Source organism: Cedecea sp. NFIX57 (genome assembly GCF_900177785.1).
GTDB classification, from domain to species: Bacteria; Pseudomonadota; Gammaproteobacteria; order Enterobacterales; family Enterobacteriaceae; genus Cedecea; species Cedecea neteri_C.
Genome location: NZ_FXAS01000004.1, coordinates 203,936 through 227,031, shown reverse-complemented (window position 1 = coordinate 227,031; position 23,096 = coordinate 203,936). Strand labels below are relative to the sequence as shown.

The window sequence follows — 23,096 nt, the reverse complement described above, 5'->3', positions numbered from 1 at the left end:
GGGAGGAAACAATGTCCATGCAATCTCAGGATATTATCAAACGCTCGGCGACCAACAGCTTCACCCCGCCGCCGCGGGCGCGTGACTTCAAGGAAGAAGTCACCAAGCTCATCGATGTCACAAGCTGTATCGGCTGCAAGGCCTGCCAGGTAGCCTGCTCGGAGTGGAACGACATCCGCGACGAAGTTGGCCACTGCGTGGGGGTATACGACAACCCCGCCGACCTGAGCGCCAAGTCCTGGACGCTAATGCGTTTTTCAGAAACCCGTGAAAACGGCAAGCTGGAATGGCTGATCCGCAAAGACGGCTGTATGCACTGCGAAGACCCGGGCTGCCTCAAAGCCTGCCCGTCCGCCGGGGCAATTATTCAGTACGCCAACGGTATCGTGGACTTCCAGTCTGAGCACTGCATCGGCTGCGGTTACTGCATCGCGGGCTGCCCGTTCAACATCCCTCGCCTGAACAAAGACGATAACCGCGTGTATAAATGCACCCTGTGCGTTGACCGCGTCAGCGTCGGCCAGGAGCCTGCCTGCGTGAAAACCTGCCCGACAGGCGCGATTCGCTTTGGTATTCGCAAAGAGATGCTGGACATGGCAGAGCAGCGCGTTGAAAAACTGAAAAAACGCGGCTTTGAACATGCGGGCGTTTACAACCCGCAGGGCGTGGGCGGCACGCACGTCGTTTACGTGCTGCACCACGCGGACCAGCCGGAGCTGTACCACAACCTGCCTAAAGAGCCGAAGATTGATACTCCAATCAACCTGTGGAAAGGCATTCTGAAGCCGCTCTCGGCTGCCGGGTTTGTTGCCACTTTCGCGGCCCTGATTTTCCACTATGTCGGGATCGGGCCGAACGAAGAGGTGGATGAAGATGAGGAGGACAAGCATGAGTAAGATGATCGTCAGAACCAAATTCATCGACCGTGCCTGCCACTGGACGGTGGTGATTTGCTTCTTCCTCGTGTCGCTGTCCGGCATCGCCCTGTTCTTCCCGACGCTGCAATGGCTGACGGAAACCTTCGGTACGCCGCAGATGGGGCGCATTCTGCACCCGTTCTTTGGCGTGGCTATCTTTGTGGCGCTGATGTTTATGTTCGTGCGCTTCGTGCATCACAACATTCCCGACAAGCAGGATCTCCCCTGGCTGAAGGGCATTGTTGAGGTGCTGAAAGGCAACGAGCATAAAGTCGCGGACGTGGGCAAGTACAACGCCGGGCAGAAGATGATGTTCTGGAGCATTATGAGCATGATCTTCGTGCTGCTGGTAACCGGGATTATTATCTGGCGGCCCTGGTTTGCGCACTACTTCCCAATGTGGATGATTCGCTACAGCCTGCTGATCCACGCGGCTTCAGCCATTATTTTGATCCACGCCATCCTGATCCATATGTACATGGCGTTTTGGGTGAAAGGGTCAATTAAGGGCATGATCGTCGGCAAGGTCAGCCGCCGCTGGGCGAAGAAGCACCACCCGCGCTGGTATCGCGCCATCGAGGCCGAAGAAGCCAAAACAGAGAATCGAGAAGGTCTGAAATAACAGCCCGTTCCCCTCTTCCCGCTCGGGGAGAGGGGTTATCCCGCCGAAGCGCAAAAGAATTGTGTTGTTTTGTATCCACACCGCCCACGGCTAAACAACAAAACAAATCCCCTTCCCCCTGACACAGCCCACATACAAACCAGGCGTTAAATAAGCGCATCCGCCACCTACTGGCGGCAACGTGTTCAACGACTGATATGTGAGGCTTATGATGAAACTTTTCCGCAACGTTATTCTCCCGCTCGTCCTGGCCGCTGCTGTAGCGCCTGCCTTTGCTGCCAAAGAAGTCCACAGCGCTCAGGGTCTGGTCAAAATTGGCACCGTCACTGAAAGCGAGAGCACCACGCTGTCCCTTGACCAGCTCAATGAAAAACTGGCTGCAAAAGCTGAAAAAGCCGGGGCCAGCGCCTGGCGAGTGGTCTCCGCGGGCGGCAACAACACTTACTTCGGCAGCGCTGATATTTACCGCTGATTTATTCCCTCCCCCTAAAACAGGAACATGAAATGAAATCCACGCGTAAAACGCTGCTGGCTCTGGCCGCGGCTGGCCTGATGACCGGGTTTGCCGCCCAGGCGGAAACTCAGCACACCATCGTATTAGTGCACGGTGCCTTCGCCGACGCCACCGGCAGTTGGGAGCAGGTGATCCCCGTGCTGCAAACGCGGCACTACGAAATCATCACCGCGCAGATCCCATTAACTTCACTGGCAGACGACGTGGCGGCGACTAAACGCGCCATCGCCCGAGCTAAAGGCGACGTTATTCTGGTCGGCCATTCGTGGGGCGGGACGGTGATTACCGAGGCGGGTAACGATCCGAAAGTGAAAGGTCTGGTGTATATCAACGCCTTTGCGCCATCGCCGGGCCAGTCAACGGCAGATCTGGCTAACAGTTTCCCTGCTCCGCCCGGCAGCGCAAAAATCATCAAGGGCGCGGACGGCTTCCTGAGCCTCGACCCGAAGGCCGTCGCCACCGATTTTGCCCAGGATGCGACGCCTGAAGCGCAGAACATTATTGGCATCACCCAGATGCCAATCTCCGCCGCAAGCTTCACCGAGAAAGTGACCACCGCCGCCTGGCAGCAAAAACCAAGCTGGTTCCTGGTCGGCAGCAACGACCGGATGATCAACCCGGACCTGGAGCGAGCGATGGCGAAGAAAATTCACGCCCACGTCACCGAACTACCGGTCAGCCATGTGCCGATGCTGTACGACCCGAAAAATGTCGCCCGCACGATATTTAAAGCCGTGAACATTACGTCGGGAAATTAACGCTGCTCATTCAATAAGGAGGAAATAACGCTCTCAATAAATAGCCGATTATTTACCGATCCTAAATTCATTTTAATTATCTGGAGAACACGATGAACCGTATTGCTATGTCCGCGATTGCCCTGTCTTTGGTTTCTTTCAGCGCGGCTTCTTTTGCCGCTGAATTAACCGGGCCAAACCTTGAGCGCTGTTTTGGCATTGCCAAAGCCGCAGATAACGACTGTAAGGCCGGGGCCGGCACCACCTGCGCAGGCACATCCAAAGTCGATTATCAGAAAAACGCCTACAAAATGGTGCCGGCGGGTACCTGCACAGCGATCCAAACGCCGAATGGCCACGGCTCGCTGACCGAAGGTTAATCAAAGGGCCACTCCCATGACTATGACACACTCTTTAGGTGCCGGATTAAGCCTTAAGCCCGAGCATTACGCCGACGCCTGGGCCAGTCCATCTACCCTCTGGTTCGAGGTTCACAGTGAAAATTATCTCATGGCGGGTGGCCCGCGCAGAGAGTGGCTGGCGGCCATCCGCCAGCAGCACCCAATCTCACTGCATGGCGTTTCGCTTTCACTGGCCGGTGACGAGCCGCCGGACGCCCAACTGCTCGCGCAGCTAAAAGCGCTAGTGGCTGACATTAAACCGGCGCTGGTTTCCGAGCACCTCGCATGGTCGCGGTGGAACGGGATTTATTACCCCGATCTGCTGCCGGTACCGAGGACAACACGATTGATGCACCGGGTTATCGACAACATTAACCGCACGCAGGACGCGCTGGGCTGCCAGCTTTCACTGGAAAATCCCACGCACTATTTGCAGATGCCGGAGCATGAGTGGGACGAAATCGAATTTCTCGACGAAGTCAGTCGCCGAAGCGGGTGCGGCCTGCTGCTGGATCTGAACAACGTCTGGCTCAGTGCCCACAACCTCGGCTTTGAGGCCGCAGCCTGGCTGAGCCGTTTCCCGGTCGAACACGTCACGGAGATCCACCTGGCGGGCTTTAGCGCCGACGAAGGGGGCAGTGATTTGCTGATCGACAGCCACGACCAGTCGATATCTGAGGATGTCTGGCGGTTGTATACGCAATTTATTCAACAGGCGGGAGCAAAACCCACGCTTATCGAAAGGGATGACAGTCTGCCGCCCTTCGGGGAGTTGCTGGCTGAACAACAGCGTGCGCAGCGCATCCTCGACGCAATGGGAGCCGCCGTATGAGCACTTACTTAAGCCGCTATCATGAGGCATTTATTGGCCTGTTATACGGTGAGGCGAGATCCGAACTAAGCCATCTTCAGCATCAGCCTGGCCTTGCCGTTTACCGCAACAGCGTGATCAAAGCCTGCGTTGATGCCCTGGAGGCTAATTTCCCCAGCGTTTCCAGGCTTACCGGCAGCGACTTTTTCCGTGAAATGGCGCGTGGCTATGCGCTTGAATGCCCCCCGAACGAAGGTGAACTGGTTCGCTATGGCGACGCCTTCCCCGCCTTCATTAGCGCTTATCCTCCGGCCAGAGAACTGACCTATTTAAGCGCCGTGGCCGAGCTGGACAAGCTGTGGCTGGAGGTGTTTTGCGCCCCTGCCTCGGCTCCGCTGGATGTGCATGCGCTGGCAAACATCACGGCGGACAAGTTGGGCAGCACATCATTGCGGCTGCGGGACAGCGTTCGCTGGTACTGGCACCCCACGCTGCCGGTGTTCACGCTCTGGGAGTTCAACCGCGAACAAACCGCCGCGCCGGAGATGATTCACTGGCAGGGCGAAGGCGCTTTGCTGGTTCGCCGCCAGCAGCGCATTTTTGCCGCCCCCTTAAGCCAGGGCGGATCGGTCTTCCTGACCGCCTGCCTTTTGGGGGCAACCCTCGATCAGGCTAGCGAACAGGCCCTGGCTGCCGAGCCAACCCTCGCCCTGGGTCCTTTTTTCAGCAACCTGCTTAGCAGCGGCGTGTTCGCCACATCTTAATCACACTTTTTGAGGCTAAATGATGAAAGTATCTGAACAAAAAATGACGGAACAAGGCGTGAGATCGCTGTGGAATAGACTTTGGAATCGCATAGAGAGAAACGTTAGCGACAACGTGCTGTTGCTGATAGCCCGCGTGGGCATTGCCGCCGTGTTCTTCCTTTCCGGCCGTACAAAAGTGACGGGATTTATGACGTTAAAACCGTCCACCTACGAACTGTTTCGCACCGAATACGCGCTGCCGCTTATCCCCTATGATATCGCCGCGCACCTGGCCACGCTCGCCGAACATACCTTCCCTGTTCTGCTGGTGCTGGGATTGTTTTCACGCTTTGCCGCAACGGGATTGCTGTTTATGACCCTGGTGATTGAAATTTTTGTCTACCCGGACGCATGGCCCACGCACCTGATCTGGGGCGGGTTATTGATACTAATTATCGCCCGTGGTGCAGGCCGCTGGTCGCTGGACAGGGTTCTGAGGCTGGCGTGAGAAAAGAGAGGCGAGGCACTTAAACCATAGCGCCTCGCCTGCTGCCTGTACGGCAGTGGACAAGAGCTTTTCACAGCTAACGCCTTGTTGTAAAAGATAAAGCTGTCTCTTTTACCTTTTATACCCTTTTTGGGGACGCGACTCTGCTGAACCTATAAATCAATGAGTTACGAAGAAGGCTGAAAAAAGGGTCTGCAAACATTCAGCCCAGGAACGGGTAGAACATTGACCTGAAAAAGTAAAAAAAAGCCGGGCATAACGGGGGGCCCGGCAAAACAACATCAACAACCTATTTCTGGTTCCAGACACGGACAGAAATATCTCTGACCTTATGGCAGGTCACTACTCGCTGGCTATGGTATGCAAAACGGTACAAATTCTGGCTACGATTAATGGTCAGCACGTCCTGATTCACAAATAAATACACCGACAACGCTTCATGATTTTTATCAACGGTATTGATCGCTCGGGGAGCGACGATAAATTCATTGTCCCAGTGTAGCGTCGTAATCACATAATCCGTCACCGTTACCGTCATCAAGTTTCGGCCGGGACAATCAAGCACATATTGCTGCATTGCCACCGCGGGAGAACAATAAGCCAGCCACAGAAAATAAAAAGTGCGTAATACGGTAACCCGATACAAAAGAGACAAACCTTGTTACTCAGGAAGTTCCTGGAAATCTAATACCGCGCGCCGGTTCATGCTCCAGGACGTTTCATTGTGGCCTAATACAGCCGGGCGTGATTTGCCAAACGAAACAATATCCAGCTGTTCTGCACGAACGCCATAGCTTATCAGAACGCTTTCGACCGTCCTTGCTCTTTTTTCGCCCAGCACGATATTATATTCAGGGGTGCCGCGCTCATCCGCATGCCCTTCAATAACAACACCTACCGTTGGATTATTCGCCAGAAACGTTCCTGTAGCTTTTAAATACCCGGTATATTCATCAGCTATCACGCTGCTATCCAGTGGAAAATAAATAATGTTATTTTTAGACAGCGATAATAGTTGATGGCTAAAGCTTGCGCTGCTGTCAAGTTCAGCGGCATAATCCGTTGCTGCCTTGTTACTTTCAGTATGTGAGCCCTGGCAGGCAGAAAGAGAAAGCGCCAACAATAAAATGGAGAACAGACGAGTCATTACACTCATTTTTTATTCCTGATAATTTAACAATGAATTAATTTTGCAGATAGCGAGAATAGGCGAATAAGCCAGGAGTGCCACCCGTCATAACGAAAAGAACATTTGCCCCTCGGGCAATTTTTTTGGCCTTGAGATCGTGCATCAACCCGGCAAAGGCCTTACCCGAATAGACCGGATCTAACAACAGCCCTTCCGTTCTGGCTAAACATTCCAATGCATCACGCATGTCTTTGGTGATCAAGCCATAACCCTTTCCTAGCTGTGAATCATCAATATTTACGCTAAATACGCTTGACGCCGATGCCTGTAAGGCAAGCGTTTCTGTCACCAATCGCTTCGTATTTTGTTGGGTCACAACTTTATCAAACAATACAGAGTACCCTTTGATATAAACAAGGTGAGATAAAAGCGTAAAACCCGCGATAAGCCCTGCCTGCGTCCCGGAACTGCCATTCGCCACATAAATATGTGTGAATGTCGTGTCCATCTCGCGCTCTTGCTCAGCAATTTCAATCGCAGCATCAACATATCCCATACAGCCTACCGCTGTAGATCCACCTAACGGAATAAAATAAACCTTCTCCCCGGCCTGTTCATATTGAGAAATAACTGATTCAGTTAACTCCCCGAAATTATCACCCGGTAAAGCCTTGATGATTTCAGCACCAAATAATGAATCAAGCAGAAGATTACCATTCGACTGGTACTCATCATCCTGAATGGCGACGTTGTTCGAAAGAATCAATGTACAAGGAATGTTTTGGTGAGCACAGCACGCCGCGGTTAAACGCGCGTGGTTTGACTGCAATCCGCCGGTGGTGACGATTTTTGTCGCTCCTGTTAATGCAGCCTGATGCAAATGGTATTCAAGCTTCCTTGTTTTATTCCCGCCGCCGCCTAAGGCTGTCAAATCATCTCGTTTGACGTATATTTTTATTTCATCATGAACAAGGTCAAGAGAACGCTCAAAATTATTCAGTCTGATAATCGGTGTTACGCTATCAATTAATTTTTTCTTTCCAGGAAAAGTGAATTTAGACATAATCAGTAAACACCTCAGCAGATATGCTTGACAAATCACAGGGCAAATACATAACCTTAATAAAAAGCATGTTACTCACTCTGGATTCATAAGAACGCACTTTTCTTTACCGCGCTTAAAAACTCGCCGAGAAAAATAACCAAAAACGAAGAAAAAATAAATCCACACAAAGTTTATACTGATTTAACCAGAGGTTAAAAATGAACAAATTTAGGGCGATGGAGATTTTTACCTGTGTCGTTGAAGAGAAAACGTTTACTGCTGCAGCAAAGAAATTAGAAATTTCGGTTGTCATGGTAACGAAATATATTCATGCGCTTGAAAAAGAACTAAAAACTGAACTATTACAGCGCACAACCCGCACCATGACGGTGACGCACCCCGGCCAAATATTCTATGAATATGCCTTGTCCATCATCGCCAAAGTGAATGAAAGCTACGAGGTAATAGAAGGTTTGCAGGCCGAGCCTCAGGGGCTGCTTCGCGTCAGCGCCCCGATGACGCTGGGGAAAGAGATAGTCGCCCCGATTGTGGCTGAATTTATGAGCCTGTATCCGAAGATTCAGGTTGAGCTGATCCTGAATAACCACCCTGTCGACCTGATTTCTGAGGGGTACGACTGCGCATTTCGTATTGGCTATTTACGCGATTACGCCCTGGTTGCTAAATCACTGCTTAATTATTCTATGTCGATTTGTGCCACGCCTGCGTATCTGGAAGAGTATGGCGTGCCGCAGACACCTGATGATTTGCACCACCACCGCCTGCTTTCACACTCGACGTGGAACAATAATTTCACCTGGCGCTTGCGACATGATGGCCAGGAAATTCCGTGGCCTGATAGCTGGGTCATGCGCAGCAACGATGGCTATGCCTTGCGGGAGGCGGCGCTAAAAAATAACGGCGTTCTGATGCAGCCACGATTTTTAATTGAGGCAGATATTAAAGCAGGCAGGCTGGTTGCACTGCTGGAGGACTACCTTCCCTCACCGCGCCCCGTACATTTACTCTACCCAATGAAGAAAAACGTTGTGCCGAAACTGGATCGTTTTATCCAGTTTACGCTTGAGAAATGTTCTGCGTAGGGGCGATTTCCGCGGCATAAGGCTGCCTGTACGGCAGTGAACAAGAGCTTTTCACAGCTAACGCTTTGCTGCAACAGATAAAGCTGTCTCTTTTACCCTTGATACCCTTTTTTTGGGCATGACGCCGATGAATTGATAAATCAATAAGTTACGAAGATGGCTAAAAAAAGTGGCTGCGCATTTTCAGGCTTTGGTATCGCTGAACCAGAATAAAATCCGCTTATCACCAACTGCTCAGGAAGAGTATCTCAACGCATCCACCAGCAGGGAGAAGGCGGTTGTGTGCTGCTTGCGGCTGGGGTAGTAAAGGTAATAACCGGGGAAAGGTTTGCACCAGGCCTCCAGAACCCGGATCAGCCGCGCTTCGGCAAGTTCATCGCAAACCGTGTCGCTCGGCACAAATGCCAGGCCGAGGCCTTGCAGGGCAGCATCAATGCGCTGACGCAGGCTGTTGAACGTTAACTGCCCGTCCACGCGAATTTTTAGCTCACGCCCGTCTTTTTCGAATTCCCACGCATACAGTCCCCCCCGTGTCGGCAGCCGCATATTGATGCAATTATGTTGCTGGAGATCCTGCGGCGTTGCCGGGTAGCCATGCTTCGCAAAATAGGCCGGGGAACCAATGACCGACATAGTGAGTTCCGGGCCAACGCGCACGGCAACCATATCCTTTGCCACCTGCTCACCGAGACGAATCCCGGCATCGAACTGCCCGCTAACAATATCGGTCAGGGCGTTATCCACGCTGATTTCCACGTTGATATCCGGGTAGTCGACCACGAAAGTTTTCAACACCGGCCATAAAACCGACTGCATGCTGTGTTCCGCCGCGTTCAGCCGAATATTCCCGGCCGGCCGCTCGCGCATTTCGCTCAACGCAACCAGCTCGTTCTCAAGATCTGCAAATCGAGGCGACAAGCTGGCAAGCAGCTTTTCACCCGCTTCAGTTGGCGCGACGCTGCGCGTGGTGCGTGTAAGTAAACGCAGCTGAAGACGCTCCTCAAGGCCACGGATCGCGTGGCTAAGCGCAGACTGGGACACACCCAGTTTTGCCGCTGCTCGGGTAAAACTGCGCTCACGAGCCACTTCAATAAATGACATTAGATCGTTGAAATTTTCTTTCAGCATGGCCGAAACAAGCCTCACTAAGGAACGGAATATCCCCAGTATAGCGAGATTCATGAACTGGATTCATAAGCTCTTGTACTTTTCCCCGGCTAGTCCTCTACAGCGTTCGGGCCTACCTTATGACAACGAGCGATGACCTTATCGACTGGAGCATTTAATGAAAATTATCCGCAGCGGTTCACAACCTTCACAGCAGGGCCCGGAAAGTTATTTCACCGGCACAGTACGCATTGATTCGCCTTTCAGCGGTACAGAAAACGCCCGCGTTGGCGGGGCCATTGTCACCTTTGAGCCTGCCGCACGGACGGCCTGGCATACGCATCCGCTTGGCCAAACGTTGATCGTGACGCAGGGGCGTGGGCGGCTACAGGAATGGGGCCAGGAAATTCAGGAACTGAATCAGGGCGATATCGCCTGGATCCCCGAAGGGGTCAAACACTGGCACGGCGCGTCACCCGACACTGCGATGACGCATATTGCCATTGCCGAGTCCTTAAACGGCAGCCCCGTGGAGTGGCTGGAAAAAGTCAGCGATGAACAGTACAGAAAATAGCGACGGAGGAAACATGGCTCAGGGCATTGAAAACAAAGTGGTTATTATCACCGGTGCCAGCAGCGGGCTGGGTGAAGCTCTGGTGCGTCGTCTGGTAAAAGACGGGGCTAAGCTGGTGCTGGGCGCTCGTCGTCTGGAGCGGTTAAAAAAGCTGGCGCAGGATCTTAACCTGCCCCCTGAGGCCGCAGTGCAGACCGATGTGACTCAGCCTGAGCAGGTGCAGGCGCTGGTCGATAAAGCCGTGGCGCTGTATGGACGGATCGATGTGATGGTCAACAATGCGGGCCTGATGCCGCATTCACTGCTGGAACGCAAAAAGTTTGATGACTGGAACGCGATGATCGACGTCAACCTTAAGGGCGTGTTGTACGGCATTGCCGCCGCTCTGCCTTATATGCAGCAGCAAAAAAGCGGCCACATAATCAATACCTCTTCCGTCGCGGGCCATAAGGTTCGCCCGGGCAGCGCAGTTTACGCGGCCACCAAAACGGCGGTTCGGGTGATATCTGAAGGGCTGCGTCAGGAGGTAAAACCTTACAACATCCGCACGACAATCATCTCGCCTGGGGCGGTTGAAAGTGAGTTGGTCGCCAGCATTACCGAAGCGGACGTGGCGGCAAATATTCAACAATTCTATGACGAGGTCGCGATCTCAGCCGAATCGTTTGCGAGCGTGGTCGCCTTCGCCATCAGCCAACCTGAGGATGTCGATATCAACGAAATTCTGTTCCGCCCTACCCGCCAGGAGCTTTAACATTTCAGCCTCTCTTCCGCCCGGAGGAGAGGTTTTTGGTCCTACCAATCTAACTAAAAACGTGCCCTTTTCTACAAAACGCCGATAAACACTCACCAGGCCGTTGCCATCCGTTAACACAAGATTAACCATTAGCCATCATTTGCTCTACAAAGCAAAATTGGTCCTACCAATCTAATAAAAAACGATAAACGCCTCACCCTGGAGAACACCTGCATGCAAGTCTGGCCCCAACTCTACGACCCGCTCGGGAATATCTGGCTGTCGAGCCTGATTGCCGCGCTCCCAATTCTGTTTTTCTTCTTCGCGCTGATTAAGCTACGGATGAAGGGCTACAAAGCGGCAACGCTCACAGTATTTATCGCCCTGCTGGTTGCCCTGTTTTTATACCGCATGCCGGTGGATCGCGCGATTGCCTCGGTGGTGTACGGGTTCTTCTACGGCCTGTGGCCCATCGCCTGGATTATTGTTGCTGCGGTGTTTGTCTACAAAATTTCGGTCAAAACCGGGCAGTTCGACATTATTCGCTCTTCCATTCTGTCGATTACCCCGGACCAGCGCCTGCAAATGCTGATCGTCGGTTTCTCGTTTGGCGCGTTTCTGGAAGGGGCGGCCGGGTTTGGTGCGCCGGTTGCCATTACCGCAGCCCTGCTGGTCGGCCTCGGGTTTAAGCCGCTGTACGCTGCGGGTTTGTGTCTGATCGTCAACACCGCGCCGGTGGCCTTCGGCGCGATGGGGATCCCAATTATTGTTGCCGGGCAGGTTACCGGCCTAGACAGCTTCGAAATCGGCCAGATGGTAGGCCGTCAGCTGCCGTTCCTGACGATCATTGTGCTGTTCTGGATCATGGCGATTATGGACGGCTGGCGCGGAATCAAAGAGACCTGGCCTGCGGTGATCGTGGCTGGCGGCTCGTTTGCTATCGCCCAGTATCTCAGCTCTAACTTTATCGGCCCCGAGCTGCCGGACATCATCTCTTCGCTGGTGTCGCTGGTGTGCCTGACGGCTTTCCTGCGGGTCTGGAAGCCGGTGCGCATTTTCCGCTTTGATAGCGAGGACGCGGCTGCAACCGTACAGGAGCAGTCTTCGCAGAAATACACGACCGGGCAGATTGTCAAAGCCTGGATGCCGTTCCTGTTTTTAACGGCCACGGTTACGCTGTGGAGCATTCCGCCGTTTAAAGCGCTGTTCGCCAAAGGCGGCGCGATGGCGGACTGGGTCTATAATTTCCCGGTGCCGTTCCTGGATAACCTGGTCGCCAAAATGCCGCCGGTCGTTGCCGCCAGTGTGCCTTACGCCGCAGTGTTTAAGTTCGACTGGCTGTCAGCCACTGGTACGGCAATTCTTGTCGCGGCGCTGATCTCCATTGTTTACCTGCGCATGAAGCCGAAAGCGGCGCTGGCGACCTTTGGGGAAACGCTCAAGGAGCTGGCGCTACCGATTTACTCCATTGGTATGGTGCTGGCGTTTGCTTTCATCTCCAACTATTCCGGGCTGTCGGCGACTCTAGCCCTGGCGCTGGCGCATACCGGCCACGCCTTTACTTTCTTTTCGCCGTTCCTTGGTTGGCTGGGCGTGTTTCTCACCGGATCGGACACCTCGTCTAACGCGCTGTTTGCCGCGCTGCAGGCCACGACCGCGCAGCAGATTGGCGTGTCGGACCTGCTGTTAGTGGCGGCCAATACCACCGGCGGCGTAACCGGGAAGATGATTTCGCCGCAGTCGATAGCCATTGCCTGTGCGGCGGTGGGACTGGTCGGAAAAGAGTCAGACCTGTTCCGCTTCACCGTGAAGCACAGCCTGATTTTCACCTGCATGGTGGGGGTAATTACCACGCTGCAGGCCTATGTTTTAACCTGGATGATCCCATGACCCAAGCTGTGCCGCGCCTTGCCGACCAGATGGTTGAGCGTGTTAAGGCGCTGATTGAAGAACGTAACCTGGAGGCGGGCATGCGGTTGCCTGCCGAACGCCAGCTGGCCGCCGAACTGGGCTGTTCACGCTCGATTTTACGCGAGGCGATTCAAAAGCTGATTGGCGAAGGCGTGCTGGCCAGCAGACGCGGCGGCGGCACCTATCTGCGCTACCAGACCGAACAATGGTCGGAACAGCGCATCGTGCAGCCGCTGAAAACGCTGGTCGAGGGCGACCCTAATTATCAGTTGGATATCCTCGAAGCGAGACACTCCATTGAAGGCAGCACGGCCTGGTATGCCGCCATGCGGGCAACTCAGGCCGACAAAGAAAAGCTGATTACCTGCTTCGATGCCACGCTCAAATTTAAAGAGAGCGATGATCCTGATTTAGCCGCCCAGGCCGACGTCAGGTTTCACCTGGCGATTGCCGAAGCCTCCCACAATATCGTGCTGCTGCAGACCATGCGCGGGTTCTTCGACCTGCTGCAATCTTCGGTGCTGCATAGCCGCCAACGCATGTACACCGTCCCGGCCATTTTTGCCGGGCTGACCGAGCAGCACGACGAATTATTGCAGGCGATTCTGGCCGGAGACGCCGAGCGCGCAAGGCGAGCCGCCCAGTCGCATCTCGGCTACGTCCACGCCACCATCAAAACTCTGCAGGAAGACGAAGCCCGTCAGGCACGTATTACCCGCCTCCCGGACGAAGCAAGTGATGAAATAAGGGAAAAGAAACGATGATTATTTCCGCAGCAACCGACTACCGTGCCGCCGCCGAGCGCATTCTGCCGCCCTTTTTATTCCACTACATTGACGGCGGAGCCTATGCCGAACATACGCTGAAGCGCAACGTGGAAGATCTGGCCCAGGTGGCGCTCAAGCAGCGCGTCCTGAAAAACATGTCGGCGCTGAGTCTGGAAACCCAGCTATTCAATGAAACGCTCTCCATGCCCGTAGCCCTTGGCCCCGTGGGGCTTTGTGGGATGTACGCCCGCCGGGGGGAAGTTCAGGCCGCAAAAGCGGCCGCAGCAAAAGGCATTCCATTCACCCTCTCTACGGTGTCCGTTTGCCCGATTGAGGAAGTCGCGCCAGCGATTAACCGCCCGATGTGGTTCCAGCTTTATGTGCTGAAGGATCGCGGCTTTATGCGCAACGCGCTGGAGCGAGCCAAAGCCGCCGGATGCTCCACGCTGGTATTTACCGTCGATATGCCGACGCCCGGCGCGCGCTATCGGGATGCACATTCAGGTATGAGCGGCCCTAATGCCGCGATGCGACGTTATCTCCAGGCGGTGACGCACCCGCAGTGGGCATGGGATGTTGGCTTAAACGGCCGCCCTCACGATTTGGGCAATATCTCCACCTATCTCGGAAAACCAACCGGGCTGGAGGATTATATTGGCTGGCTGGCCAATAACTTCGACCCGTCCATTTCCTGGAAAGACCTGGAGTGGATCCGAGAATTCTGGGATGGCCCGATGGTGATTAAAGGTATCCTCGACCCGGAAGATGCGCGTGATGCGGTGCGCTTTGGCGCCGACGGGATCGTAGTGTCTAACCACGGCGGCCGCCAGCTGGACGGCGTGCTCTCTTCCGCCCGCGCCCTGCCCGCCATTGCCGATGCGGTAAAAGGCGATATTACCATTCTGGCGGACAGCGGCATCCGTAACGGCCTGGACGTGGTGCGTATGATTGCACTTGGCGCGGACACGGTGTTGCTGGGGCGTGCTTTCCTTTATGCGCTCGCCACTCACGGCGAAGCTGGCGTCAGCAATCTGCTGAATTTAATGGAGAAAGAGATGCGCGTGGCGATGACGCTCACCGGCGCAAAATCGATTGCCGAAATCACACCTGAGCTGCTGGTTCGCCAGGGTTTATAACGTGCGGTTAGCCCGCAATCTCTGAAAAATGAATCCCCACCGCGTGCAGAACCTTTTTGGTGGTTTTGATGGTGGGGTTTCCACGCTCGGACAGCGTGCGGTACAGCGTTTCTCGGTTTAGGTTTGCCGCTCTGGCAATCTCCGCAAAACCCCCTCTGGCTTCCACCAGCCGGCGCATGGCAATAAGAAACACCGCCTCGCCGTCGTCACTGTCCAGCCCAATAAAAGCTTCTTTCAGGTACTCCACGGCGAAGGCACGATCGTCGCGGAGCATATCAATAACCGTTTGATCAAATTCGCTAAATTTCATTTTTTCTCCCTTGATGTTCAAACCACCATTCTTTTGCACGTTCGATATCCGCCTGTTGGTTGCGTTTATCTCCCCCCGCCAGCAGCAGCAGCAGCAGCAGCAGCAGCAGCAGCAGCAGCAGCCAGACTGCTTTGCCGTCCTGGGCGTAGTACACCCTATAGCCTGGCCCTTCATCGATACGCATTTCCCATACGCCCTGTCCACAGGGTTTATGATCGCCAGGGTTACCAAAGGAAAGTCGGTCAATCCTCATGACTATTTTGGTTTTTGCTCTCGCATCTTTTAACGCCTTTAGCCAGGCTTTGAACGGCGTTTTTCCTTCTTTCGTTTTGAAGAACGTAATCATGTTCATCCTTGACTCCCTGATTGTAGCTTTAAAGCAACAGACAAGCACGAACAAAATTTAATCGCGCTTATTTTTCTCAGGGCAGGCTAACGGATTCTTACTTGAGGTTGGTTGAAATCGTTCTTTGATATGCGGGGTTTACGACACGGCTTCCGGGGAGTTATGCATTCGAATGCGGGGCTTTCAAAAAAATGCCTGAAAGCCCCTGGTTTATTTACTGCACAAATGCGGTCAGGCGGTTAAAGATGCCTGGGTCATCGGCGTGGCGAATGATCTGCACCACATCCTCCAGCTTATCGACCTGGCTGACCATCTGCTCCAGCCGCTGATCGTCCGCTACCTGCAGCCAGATGCGGCTCTGATCGCCTTCAGGCAAAGGTAAACAAAGGATACCTTCCACGTTAAATGCACGGCGGGCAAACAAGCCGCAGATATGTGACATCACGCCCGGGTGGTTGCGCACCGTGAGTTCCAGAATGACGGTTGATTGTTTAGTGATAGATTGCTGCATAACTTACTCTCCAATCATCTGAGTATTGGCGGCACCCGGCGGTACCATTGGATAGACTTTTTCATCTGCGTCGATACGAACGTGAATCAGGCAAGGCCCTGGGCGAGAAATCGCTTCCTGCAGCGCGGCCTGCGGATCTTCCGCCTGGTTCAGGTCGCAGGTTGCCAGGCCAAAGCCGCGGGCGATAGTCAGGAAATCTGTCATGCCAGGGTAAGTCGCGGCGAAAATATTCTGCTGGTAGAACAGCGTTTGCTGCTGATGTACCAGCCCCAGCGCCTGGTTGTTCATCAGGATGATTTTTACATCCAGATTGTTTTCCGCTGCCGTCGCCATCTCCTGGATATTCATCATCAGGCTGCCGTCGCCGGAGAAGCACAGGACTTTACGGCCTGGTTCGGCCAGCGCCGCACCAACCGCTGCCGGTAAGCCAAAGCCCATGGTGCCCAGGCCGCCGGACGTCAGCCACTGGCGCGGACGGTTGAGCGGATAAGCCTGAGCCACCCACATCTGGTGCTGGCCTACGTCGGTGGTAACAATAGCCTCATCGTCTACGCAGGCCGCAGCGGCTTTGATTAGCCCGTAAGGCATCAGCGGGTTATCCGCCCCCGGCGTGGCAAACGGGAACTCGCGCTGCAACTCGCCTACCGTTTGCAGCCACTCGCTGCGTTGGGCATTTTTGGTTTGCGGAATAAGCTGGCTCAGCACTTCACGCACGTCACCGCGAATCGCCACATTCGCCTGCTTAATTTTGCCCAGCTCGGCGCGATCGATATCAACGTGGATAATTTTGGCATTCGGGCAAAACTCTTCCGTTTTACCAATGGCGCGATCGTCAAAGCGAGCGCCAAGCACGATCAGAAGATCTGCTTCATGCAGGATAAAGTTGGTGCTCCGCGCGCCGTGCATTCCCAGCATTCCCAAAGAAAGTGGGTGCCGGGCGGGGATCGTCCCCAGCGCCATCAGCGTCATGGTTGTCGGCAGCCCGGCACGTTCCGCCAGTTCGCGCGCCTGTTCCGCTGCTCCAGCGCTGATAATGCCGCCGCCCAGATAAAGCACCGGGCGTTTGGCTTCGTTGATCATCGCCGCCGCACGGGCGATGTCCTGGTGGTCAAAAGCAGGGGCAGCGGAAGGCGCAGCTACCTCCGGCAGTTCGGCGATGTCGATTTCAGCGGTCTGAATATCTTTAGGAATATCGATCCAAACCGGTCCAGGGCGGCCGGACTGCGCGATACGGAACGCGTCAGTAATCACCCGTGGCAGCTCGTCAATACTGCGCACCAGGTAGTTATGTTTGGTGATAGGAATCGAAATACCGTAGGTGTCCACTTCCTGGAAAGCATCGGCGCCAATCATTGAAGTCGGTACCTGGCCGGTAATACAAACCAGGGGAATGGAATCGAGCCGCGCGTCGGCAATAGCAGTAACAAGGTTTGTGGCACCCGGCCCGCTGCAGGCGATGCAGACTGCTGGTTTGCCGCTAGTACGCGCCATGCCCTGCGCCATAAATCCCGCGCCCTGCTCGTGGCGAGCCAGTACGTGGCGAATGCGGGGGCTTTGGCTCAAGGCATTATAGAGCGGCAGAACGGTGCCACCGGGAATGCCACTAACCGTTGTAATCCCATGATGTTCCAGCATTTTTACAATCAGCTGGGCGCCTGTGATGCGTTGTGAGGGTGTGTCCGAAATTGCCATGCTCCAGTCCTTCTAATTAGCCGGTTCGCTTCTGGGCAGGCACTTAAAACAAGAAACCCCGCCCGGTTTGCGCCGGCGGGGTTTGGAATCGATGCGTTGATTCAGTCCCTACGGCGCATTGCCGACGACCACCACCACACGCACGACGACCACCGCGGCTGGTAGCGCGGTAACTAGTAGGGTCGAAGTCTGCAGGGAATGAGTCATGGGTTTCCTGAATCAAGGTTAAAAGTCGATATTGATAAAATCATACTCGCCGGTTTCGCACAACAGGATTTTTTCTGTCCGCTAAAAAACGAGCTAAATGTCACATTTTTGTTAAATGCAAAGTTTTAGCAGCAGCGTCCGCCGCCTTTACCGCTGTAGCGTGCATCCTGCCGCTCGCGGAAAAATTCTTCATAGGTCATTGGCGTCTGCTCAGGATGCGTCTGGCGCATGTGCTGTACGTAATTGTCGTAATCCGGTACGCCAATCATCAGCTTCGCGGCCTGGCCAAGGTATTTTCCGGCTTTCGACAGAGTGTCGAACATGGTGCCTCCAGTGGGTTGCCCCTCACCCCGGCCCTCTCCCCAAAGGGGAGAGGGGGGAAATAAAAAAGCTCGACTTATCCCCTTTCCATTCCAGGGAGAGGGCCACGGTGAGGATAAAAATCAGTGCACGCTCTTCGCCTGCGCCACAATCGCCTGATAATTCTCAGGCATCGGCTCATACGGCGTTTCGCTCGACGTCGGGTGCTCAGACTTCAGCGCCTTAAGCGCAGTTTTCAGCGAGAACCAGCCAAGCACCACAACTACCACCATAAAGAAGATCGTCAGCCCCGCATCCAGGCGGTTGTTAAACACCAGCTGACTGAGCTGCGACTGCGTGTACTGCGCCGGAATATTACCGCTGTCGATCATCGCCTGGAACTTATTGGCAATGGCGAGGAAGCCCACTTTTGCATCCGAGCTGAACGCTTTCTGCCAGCCAGCGGTTAAGGTACACACCAGCAGCCAGGCGGTCGGCATCAGCGCCACCCAGGCATAGCGCTGCTTCTTCATTTTGAACAACACCACGGCACACAGCATCAGCGCCATACCCGCCAGCATCTGGTTGGCGATACCGAACAGCGGCCACAGCGTGTTAATGCCGCCGAGCGGATCGACCACGCCCTGGTGCAGGAAGTAACCCCAGGCGAGTACACAAAGCCCGGTGGCAAGCAGGTTGGCCGGCAGTGAGTCCGTCCGTTTCAGCCCCGGAGAGATCACGCCCAGCAGGTCCTGCAGCATAAAGCGCGCCGCACGAGTCCCGGCATCCACCGCCGTCAGAATAAACAGCGCTTCAAACAGGATGGCAAAGTGGTACCAGAACGAGACGTCCATCAACCCGCCGAGCGCGCCATGCAGAATATACGCCATGCCAACGGCCAGCGTTGGTGCCCCACCGGCGCGGGAGATGATGCTCTGTTCGCCCACTTCGTTGGCGATGTTGGTCAGCGTTTCCGGGGTGATATGGAAGCCCCAGCCGCTCACCACTTGCGCGGCAGAAGCCACAACATCCGCCGTACCAGCAGGCGCCAATACCGCCATTGGGCTGTTCATCGCAAAGTAGACGCCTGGGTCGATAACGCAGGCCGCCACCAGCGCCATGATCGCCACGAAGGACTCCATCAACATGCCGCCATAGCCAATGAAACAGGCCTGATTTTCGTTCGCCAGCATTTTCGGCGTGGTGCCGGAAGCAATCAGCGCGTGGAAGCCGGAAACGGCCCCGCAGGCGATGGTAATAAACAGGAACGGGAACAGATCGCCGCTCCAGACCGGGCCGGTACCATCGATGAATTTTGTTAATGATGGCATTTGCAGCGTCGGGCGCATGATCAAAATGCCGATCGCCAGCCCGATGATGGTACCGATTTTCAGGAATGTGGAGAGATAATCACGCGGGGCCAGCAGCAGCCAGACCGGCAGCACCGAGGCCACAAAACCGTACCCTACCAGCATCCAGGTGAGCTGCACGCCCGTAAAGTCAAAGTACGGCGCCCAGGTTGGGCTCTCCGCCACCCAACCGCCGGAAATAATAGCAAACACCAGCATCACCAGGCCAATCACCGACACTTCACCGATACGCCCCGGGCGCAAATAGCGAATATAAACGCCCATAAACAGCGCCAGCGGGATGGTAAAGGCCACGGTGTAAGTCCCCCACGGGCTGTGGGTTAGCGCCTTCACCACGATCATTGCCAGCACGGCGAGGATAATCACCATAATCATAAAACAAGCGACCAGCGCGATAACTCCCGCTGTATTGCCCATTTCTTCTTTAACTAACTCCCCCAGCGAACGCCCGTTGCGACGCGTGGAGACAAACAACACCATAAAGTCCTGCACGGCACCCGCCAGCACCACGCCAGCCAGCAACCAAATCATCCCCGGCAGGTAACCCATTTGTGCGGCAAGCACCGGCCCCACCAGCGGGCCAGCCCCGGCTATAGCGGCAAAATGGTGGCCGAACAGCACTTTTTTATCCGTTGGGACGTAGTCAAGACCGTCATTGTTTCGCACGGCCGGCGTCATGCGCGTGGCATCCACCGTCAGCACGCGTTTAGCGATAAACAAACCGTAGTAACGATAGGCAATCAGGTAGATACAAACTGAGGCAATAACAATCCACAGCGCATTTATCTGTTCACCGCGATTCAGTGCGATATAGCCGAGGGCGAATGCGCCTATCAAAGCAAGCACGACCCAGACGAGGTGTTTCCCAAATCTATCCATCAATTTTGTCCGTTTTCTAAGTGGATACCGAGAGTTGTTACATTTTGTATCTAGCCTGGAATAGCGGTTCTCACAATCGGAAGGGGGCAAAACGCGGGGCATTTACCTCAGTTTGTTAATGAGATCACCTAAATATGTTTCGCAACCGTAAAGTCGGCAGGTCAATTGTGGAGTATCAGGTTGGTGAATGGTTAACTCGGAGATTGATAACGATGGATGATTAATTAGCGGAATTAATTGGTTTTAAATGTCAATCGAGAAAGATATTGATAATTGTTTTCATTTGCAATAGCGTGTTTCCGCACTTTCAACTCCAGGCACTTTTGCCGCGTCCTTCCTCGTTTGGGAAAGGAGCTTCAGGGACGCAGGCGGTGACACTCAGGATAAATAATGAATAATACATTATCGTACTCCCTCGCCACACTGGTGAGTCTGGGCCTCTACGGCACCGCTTTTTCAGCGGCAGCAGCAGAGGCAACCCCCGCTGAAAACGAAGATACGCTAGTCGTCACCGCAGCCCAGCAAACGCTGCAGGCGCCCGGCGTGTCGGTGATTACTTCCGACGAACTAAAGAAGCACCCGGTCGCGCGAGATGTCTCAGAGATCATTCGCACCATGCCGGGGGTTAACCTGACCGGCAACTCCACCAGCGGGCAGCGCGGCAACGGTCGCCAGATCGACATTCGCGGCATGGGGCCAGAAAACACGCTGATTCTGGTTGATGGGAAACCGGTTACCAGCCGTAATTCAGTGCGACTGGGCTGGCGCGGCGAGCGTGATACCCGCGGCGATGCCTCCTGGGTTCCACCGGAAATGATCGAACGCATTGAGGTCCTGCGTGGCCCGGCAGCGGCCCGCTACGGCAACGGGGCTGCAGGCGGCGTGGTGAATATCATCACCAAACGCAGCAGCAACGAGTTCCACGGCAGCTGGAATACCTATTTCAATGCCCCGGAGCATAAAGATGAAGGCGCAACGAAGCGCACCAACTTCAGCCTGACCGGACCGCTCGGTGACGACGTGAGTTTCCGCCTCTACGGCAACCTGGATAAAACGCAGGCGGACGCCTGGGACATCAACCAGGGGCACCAGTCGCTGCGCACCGGCTCTTACGCTAACACGCTGCCTGCGGGCCGCGAAGGCGTTATCCATAAAGACCTGAACGGGATGATTCGCTGGGAATTCGCCCCGATGCAAGCCCTGGAGTTTGAAACCGGCTACAGCCGCCAGGGCAACCTTTACTCAGGTGATACACAAAATACAAATACCAGCCAGCTGGTGAAGGATAACTACGGCAAAGAGACCAACCGCCTCTACCGCCAGACCTATGCCGTCACCTGGACCGGCGGCTGGGACAACGGCGTCACCACCAACACCTATGCACAATACGAACACACCCGTAACTCGCGCATAAATGAAGGCCTGGCTGGCGGCACGGAGGGGATTTTCTCCAACAACCAGTTCTCAGATATCGATCTCAGCGATGTCATGCTGCACAGCGAAGCAAGCATTCCGTTTACCCTGTTGGTGAATCAAAACCTCACAGTCGGTAGCGAATGGAATCAGCAGCGCATGAAAGACGGTACGTCCAACACCCAGTCGTTAAGTGAAGGCGGGCCGATTCCGGGGCTCTCATCCACCAGCCGAAGCCCTTATTCCAAAGCGGAGATCTTCTCTCTGTTTGCCGAAAACAATATGGAGCTAACCAGCAGCACCATGCTGACGCCGGGGCTGCGCTTCGATCATCACTCCATCGTGGGGGATAACTGGAGCCCGTCGCTGAATCTGAGCCAGGAGTTGGTGGAAGACTTGACGCTGAAACTCGGTATTGCCCGGGCTTATAAAGCGCCAAGTCTGTATCAGACCAACCCGAACTACATTCTTTACAGCCGCGGTCAGGGCTGTGCGGCCAGCGCCGGGGCGTGTTACCTGATGGGGAATGAGGATCTAAAAGCCGAAACCAGCGTCAACAAAGAAATTGGCCTGGAGTTCAAGCGCGACGGCTATCAGGCCGGGATTACCTGGTTCCGGAACGACTATCGCAACAAAATTGAATCCGGCTATTCGCCTATTGCCTCTAACAGCAAGAAAACCGACATCTACCAGTGGGGCAACGTGCCTAAAGCGGTGGTGGAAGGTCTTGAAGGCACGATTAATCTGCCGCTGACGGAGACCGTAAGCTGGAATAACAACCTGACTTACATGTTGCAAAGCAAAAACAAGGAAACGGGCGATCGCCTGTCGATCATCCCTGAATACACGCTTAACTCCACGCTGAGCTGGCAGGTTCGCCCGGACATTTCGCTGCAAAGCACCCTGACGTGGTACGGCAAACAGGCACCGAAGAAGTACAACTATAAGGGAGATCCTGTCACCGGCAGCGATACCAACGAGGTCAGCCCTTATAGCATCCTTGGCATGAGCGCGACCTGGGATGCGACCAAAAACGTCAGCTTCACCGCCGGGATCGACAACCTGCTGGATAAGCGCCACTGGCGCGCGGGTAACGCCCAGACCACCGGGAATGACACCACTAAGTCCTACATGTACGGCGCTGGCGCGGAGACTTACAACGAGCCTGGCCGCACGTACTATATGAGCGTCAACACGCACTTCTAAGCTCGGTTTGGGAGGCTAATAAGCCTCCCAAATTGATCGTCAACCGCCGAAAAACAGAGAACACAATTTATTGTCTGTTATTAGACCGAAATTTAGAT

The 23,096-nt window shown here is 54.6% G+C and carries 26 protein-coding genes; 15 read left to right on the top strand and 11 right to left on the bottom strand.

The features are described 5' to 3' along the window. The first annotated feature begins 11 nt into the window (after nt 1–11). The 8 genes from fdxH to B9Y90_RS04945 all read left to right on the top strand — a co-directional run bounded on the left by fdxH (nt 12) and on the right by B9Y90_RS04945 (nt 5,256). On the top strand, nt 12–896 hold the full coding sequence (fdxH, locus tag B9Y90_RS04980) for a formate dehydrogenase subunit beta (RefSeq protein ID WP_039290877.1): 885 nt from the start codon (nt 12–14) through the stop codon (nt 894–896). Next, complete coding sequence (fdnI, locus tag B9Y90_RS04975) at nt 874–1,539, top strand: formate dehydrogenase-N subunit gamma (RefSeq protein ID WP_039290875.1); 666 nt, start codon at nt 874–876, stop codon at nt 1,537–1,539. Before fdxH ends, fdnI begins: the two co-directional genes overlap by 23 nt. A gap of 208 nt (nt 1,540–1,747) precedes the next feature. Beyond that, nucleotides 1,748–2,011, top strand: coding sequence for a YdgH/BhsA/McbA family protein (locus tag B9Y90_RS04970; RefSeq protein ID WP_311887703.1), 264 nt, complete (start codon nt 1,748–1,750; stop codon nt 2,009–2,011). 32 nt (nt 2,012–2,043) lie between these two features. Beyond that, nucleotides 2,044–2,811, top strand: coding sequence for an alpha/beta fold hydrolase (locus B9Y90_RS04965; RefSeq protein WP_085540413.1), 768 nt, complete (start codon nt 2,044–2,046; stop codon nt 2,809–2,811). 92 nt (nt 2,812–2,903) lie between these two features. Then, nucleotides 2,904–3,170, top strand: coding sequence for a BufA1 family periplasmic bufferin-type metallophore (locus tag B9Y90_RS04960; RefSeq protein ID WP_008460533.1), 267 nt, complete (start codon nt 2,904–2,906; stop codon nt 3,168–3,170). A 16-nt stretch (nt 3,171–3,186) separates the two neighbouring features. Continuing rightward, the gene (bufB, locus tag B9Y90_RS04955; RefSeq protein WP_176227843.1) at nt 3,187–4,023 is read left to right on the top strand and encodes an MNIO family bufferin maturase; all 837 of its coding nucleotides are present in this window, start codon (nt 3,187–3,189) and stop codon (nt 4,021–4,023) included. Then, complete coding sequence (locus B9Y90_RS04950) at nt 4,020–4,766, top strand: HvfC/BufC N-terminal domain-containing protein (RefSeq protein ID WP_085540412.1); 747 nt, start codon at nt 4,020–4,022, stop codon at nt 4,764–4,766. Before bufB ends, B9Y90_RS04950 begins: the two co-directional genes overlap by 4 nt. 19 nt (nt 4,767–4,785) lie before the next feature. After that, complete coding sequence (locus B9Y90_RS04945) at nt 4,786–5,256, top strand: DoxX family protein (protein WP_085540411.1); 471 nt, start codon at nt 4,786–4,788, stop codon at nt 5,254–5,256. A gap of 289 nt (nt 5,257–5,545) precedes the next feature. On the opposite strand, the gene B9Y90_RS04940 is transcribed toward B9Y90_RS04945, so the two are convergent. The 3 genes from B9Y90_RS04940 to B9Y90_RS04930 form a co-directional block, all read right to left on the bottom strand. After that, nucleotides 5,546–5,797 carry a hypothetical protein gene (locus B9Y90_RS04940; protein WP_139827342.1) on the bottom strand — a complete coding sequence of 84 codons (252 nt, stop codon included), beginning with the start codon at nt 5,795–5,797 and terminating at the stop codon, nt 5,546–5,548. Nucleotides 5,798–5,917: 120 nt separating this feature from the next. Next, nucleotides 5,918–6,412 carry an OmpA family protein gene (locus B9Y90_RS04935; RefSeq protein ID WP_085540410.1) on the bottom strand — a complete coding sequence of 165 codons (495 nt, stop codon included), beginning with the start codon at nt 6,410–6,412 and terminating at the stop codon, nt 5,918–5,920. Between the two features lie 28 nt (nt 6,413–6,440). Further along, complete coding sequence (locus B9Y90_RS04930) at nt 6,441–7,448, bottom strand: D-cysteine desulfhydrase family protein (protein ID WP_085540409.1); 1,008 nt, start codon at nt 7,446–7,448, stop codon at nt 6,441–6,443. 200 nt (nt 7,449–7,648) lie between these two features. Here B9Y90_RS04930 and B9Y90_RS04925 point away from each other — a divergent pair, with 200 nt between their 5' ends. Continuing rightward, nucleotides 7,649–8,533 carry a LysR substrate-binding domain-containing protein gene (locus B9Y90_RS04925; RefSeq protein WP_085540408.1) on the top strand — a complete coding sequence of 295 codons (885 nt, stop codon included), beginning with the start codon at nt 7,649–7,651 and terminating at the stop codon, nt 8,531–8,533. Between the two features lie 234 nt (nt 8,534–8,767). Here B9Y90_RS04925 and B9Y90_RS04920 read toward each other — a convergent pair whose 3' ends face one another. Then, entirely contained in the window at nt 8,768–9,661 is an 894-nt protein-coding gene (locus tag B9Y90_RS04920) for a LysR family transcriptional regulator (RefSeq protein WP_085540407.1), read from the bottom strand. A 157-nt stretch (nt 9,662–9,818) separates the two neighbouring features. Here B9Y90_RS04920 and B9Y90_RS04915 point away from each other — a divergent pair, with 157 nt between their 5' ends. From B9Y90_RS04915 to lldD, 5 genes are all read left to right on the top strand, one after another. Then, entirely contained in the window at nt 9,819–10,214 is a 396-nt protein-coding gene (locus B9Y90_RS04915) for a (R)-mandelonitrile lyase (protein ID WP_085540406.1), read from the top strand. A 13-nt stretch (nt 10,215–10,227) separates the two neighbouring features. Further along, nucleotides 10,228–10,968, top strand: a complete 741-nt coding sequence (locus B9Y90_RS04910; protein WP_085540405.1) for an SDR family oxidoreductase — start codon at nt 10,228–10,230, stop codon at nt 10,966–10,968. A 216-nt stretch (nt 10,969–11,184) separates the two neighbouring features. Beyond that, entirely contained in the window at nt 11,185–12,840 is a 1,656-nt protein-coding gene (gene lldP, locus B9Y90_RS04905; RefSeq protein WP_085540404.1) for an L-lactate permease, read from the top strand. Then, nucleotides 12,837–13,625, top strand: coding sequence for a transcriptional regulator LldR (gene lldR, locus B9Y90_RS04900; RefSeq protein ID WP_085540403.1), 789 nt, complete (start codon nt 12,837–12,839; stop codon nt 13,623–13,625). The genes lldP and lldR overlap by 4 nt, the downstream gene beginning before the upstream one ends. Continuing rightward, nucleotides 13,622–14,764, top strand: coding sequence for an FMN-dependent L-lactate dehydrogenase LldD (lldD, locus tag B9Y90_RS04895; RefSeq protein ID WP_085540402.1), 1,143 nt, complete (start codon nt 13,622–13,624; stop codon nt 14,762–14,764). Before lldR ends, lldD begins: the two co-directional genes overlap by 4 nt. A 7-nt stretch (nt 14,765–14,771) precedes the next feature. On the opposite strand, the gene B9Y90_RS04890 is transcribed toward lldD, so the two are convergent. The 7 genes from B9Y90_RS04890 to cstA form a co-directional block, all read right to left on the bottom strand. Then, complete coding sequence (locus B9Y90_RS04890; RefSeq protein WP_085540401.1) at nt 14,772–15,074, bottom strand: addiction module antidote protein; 303 nt, start codon at nt 15,072–15,074, stop codon at nt 14,772–14,774. Then, on the bottom strand, nt 15,064–15,426 hold the full coding sequence (locus tag B9Y90_RS04885) for a type II toxin-antitoxin system RelE/ParE family toxin (RefSeq protein WP_085540400.1): 363 nt from the start codon (nt 15,424–15,426) through the stop codon (nt 15,064–15,066). The genes B9Y90_RS04890 and B9Y90_RS04885 overlap by 11 nt, the downstream gene beginning before the upstream one ends. A gap of 208 nt (nt 15,427–15,634) precedes the next feature. Continuing rightward, nucleotides 15,635–15,931, bottom strand: coding sequence for an acetolactate synthase small subunit (gene ilvN, locus B9Y90_RS04880; protein ID WP_008454697.1), 297 nt, complete (start codon nt 15,929–15,931; stop codon nt 15,635–15,637). Between the two features lie 3 nt (nt 15,932–15,934). Beyond that, nucleotides 15,935–17,623 carry an acetolactate synthase large subunit gene (gene ilvB, locus B9Y90_RS04875; protein WP_085540399.1) on the bottom strand — a complete coding sequence of 563 codons (1,689 nt, stop codon included), beginning with the start codon at nt 17,621–17,623 and terminating at the stop codon, nt 15,935–15,937. Between the two features lie 108 nt (nt 17,624–17,731). Beyond that, nucleotides 17,732–17,830 carry an ilvB operon leader peptide IvbL gene (gene ivbL / locus B9Y90_RS26345; protein ID WP_071842708.1) on the bottom strand — a complete coding sequence of 33 codons (99 nt, stop codon included), beginning with the start codon at nt 17,828–17,830 and terminating at the stop codon, nt 17,732–17,734. 125 nt (nt 17,831–17,955) lie between these two features. Further along, nucleotides 17,956–18,153: a YbdD/YjiX family protein gene (locus B9Y90_RS04870; protein WP_085540398.1), complete on the bottom strand. Its 198-nt coding sequence runs from the start codon at nt 18,151–18,153 to the stop codon at nt 17,956–17,958. A 120-nt stretch (nt 18,154–18,273) separates the two neighbouring features. Beyond that, entirely contained in the window at nt 18,274–20,379 is a 2,106-nt protein-coding gene (gene cstA, locus B9Y90_RS04865) for a pyruvate/proton symporter CstA (RefSeq protein WP_085540397.1), read from the bottom strand. A 390-nt stretch (nt 20,380–20,769) separates the two neighbouring features. Between cstA and B9Y90_RS04860 the strand changes: the two genes are divergently transcribed. Then, nucleotides 20,770–22,998 (top strand): TonB-dependent siderophore receptor, encoded by a 2,229-nt coding sequence (locus B9Y90_RS04860; RefSeq protein WP_085540396.1) that lies wholly within the window; start codon nt 20,770–20,772, stop codon nt 22,996–22,998. Nucleotides 22,999–23,096: the final 98 nt, after the last annotated feature.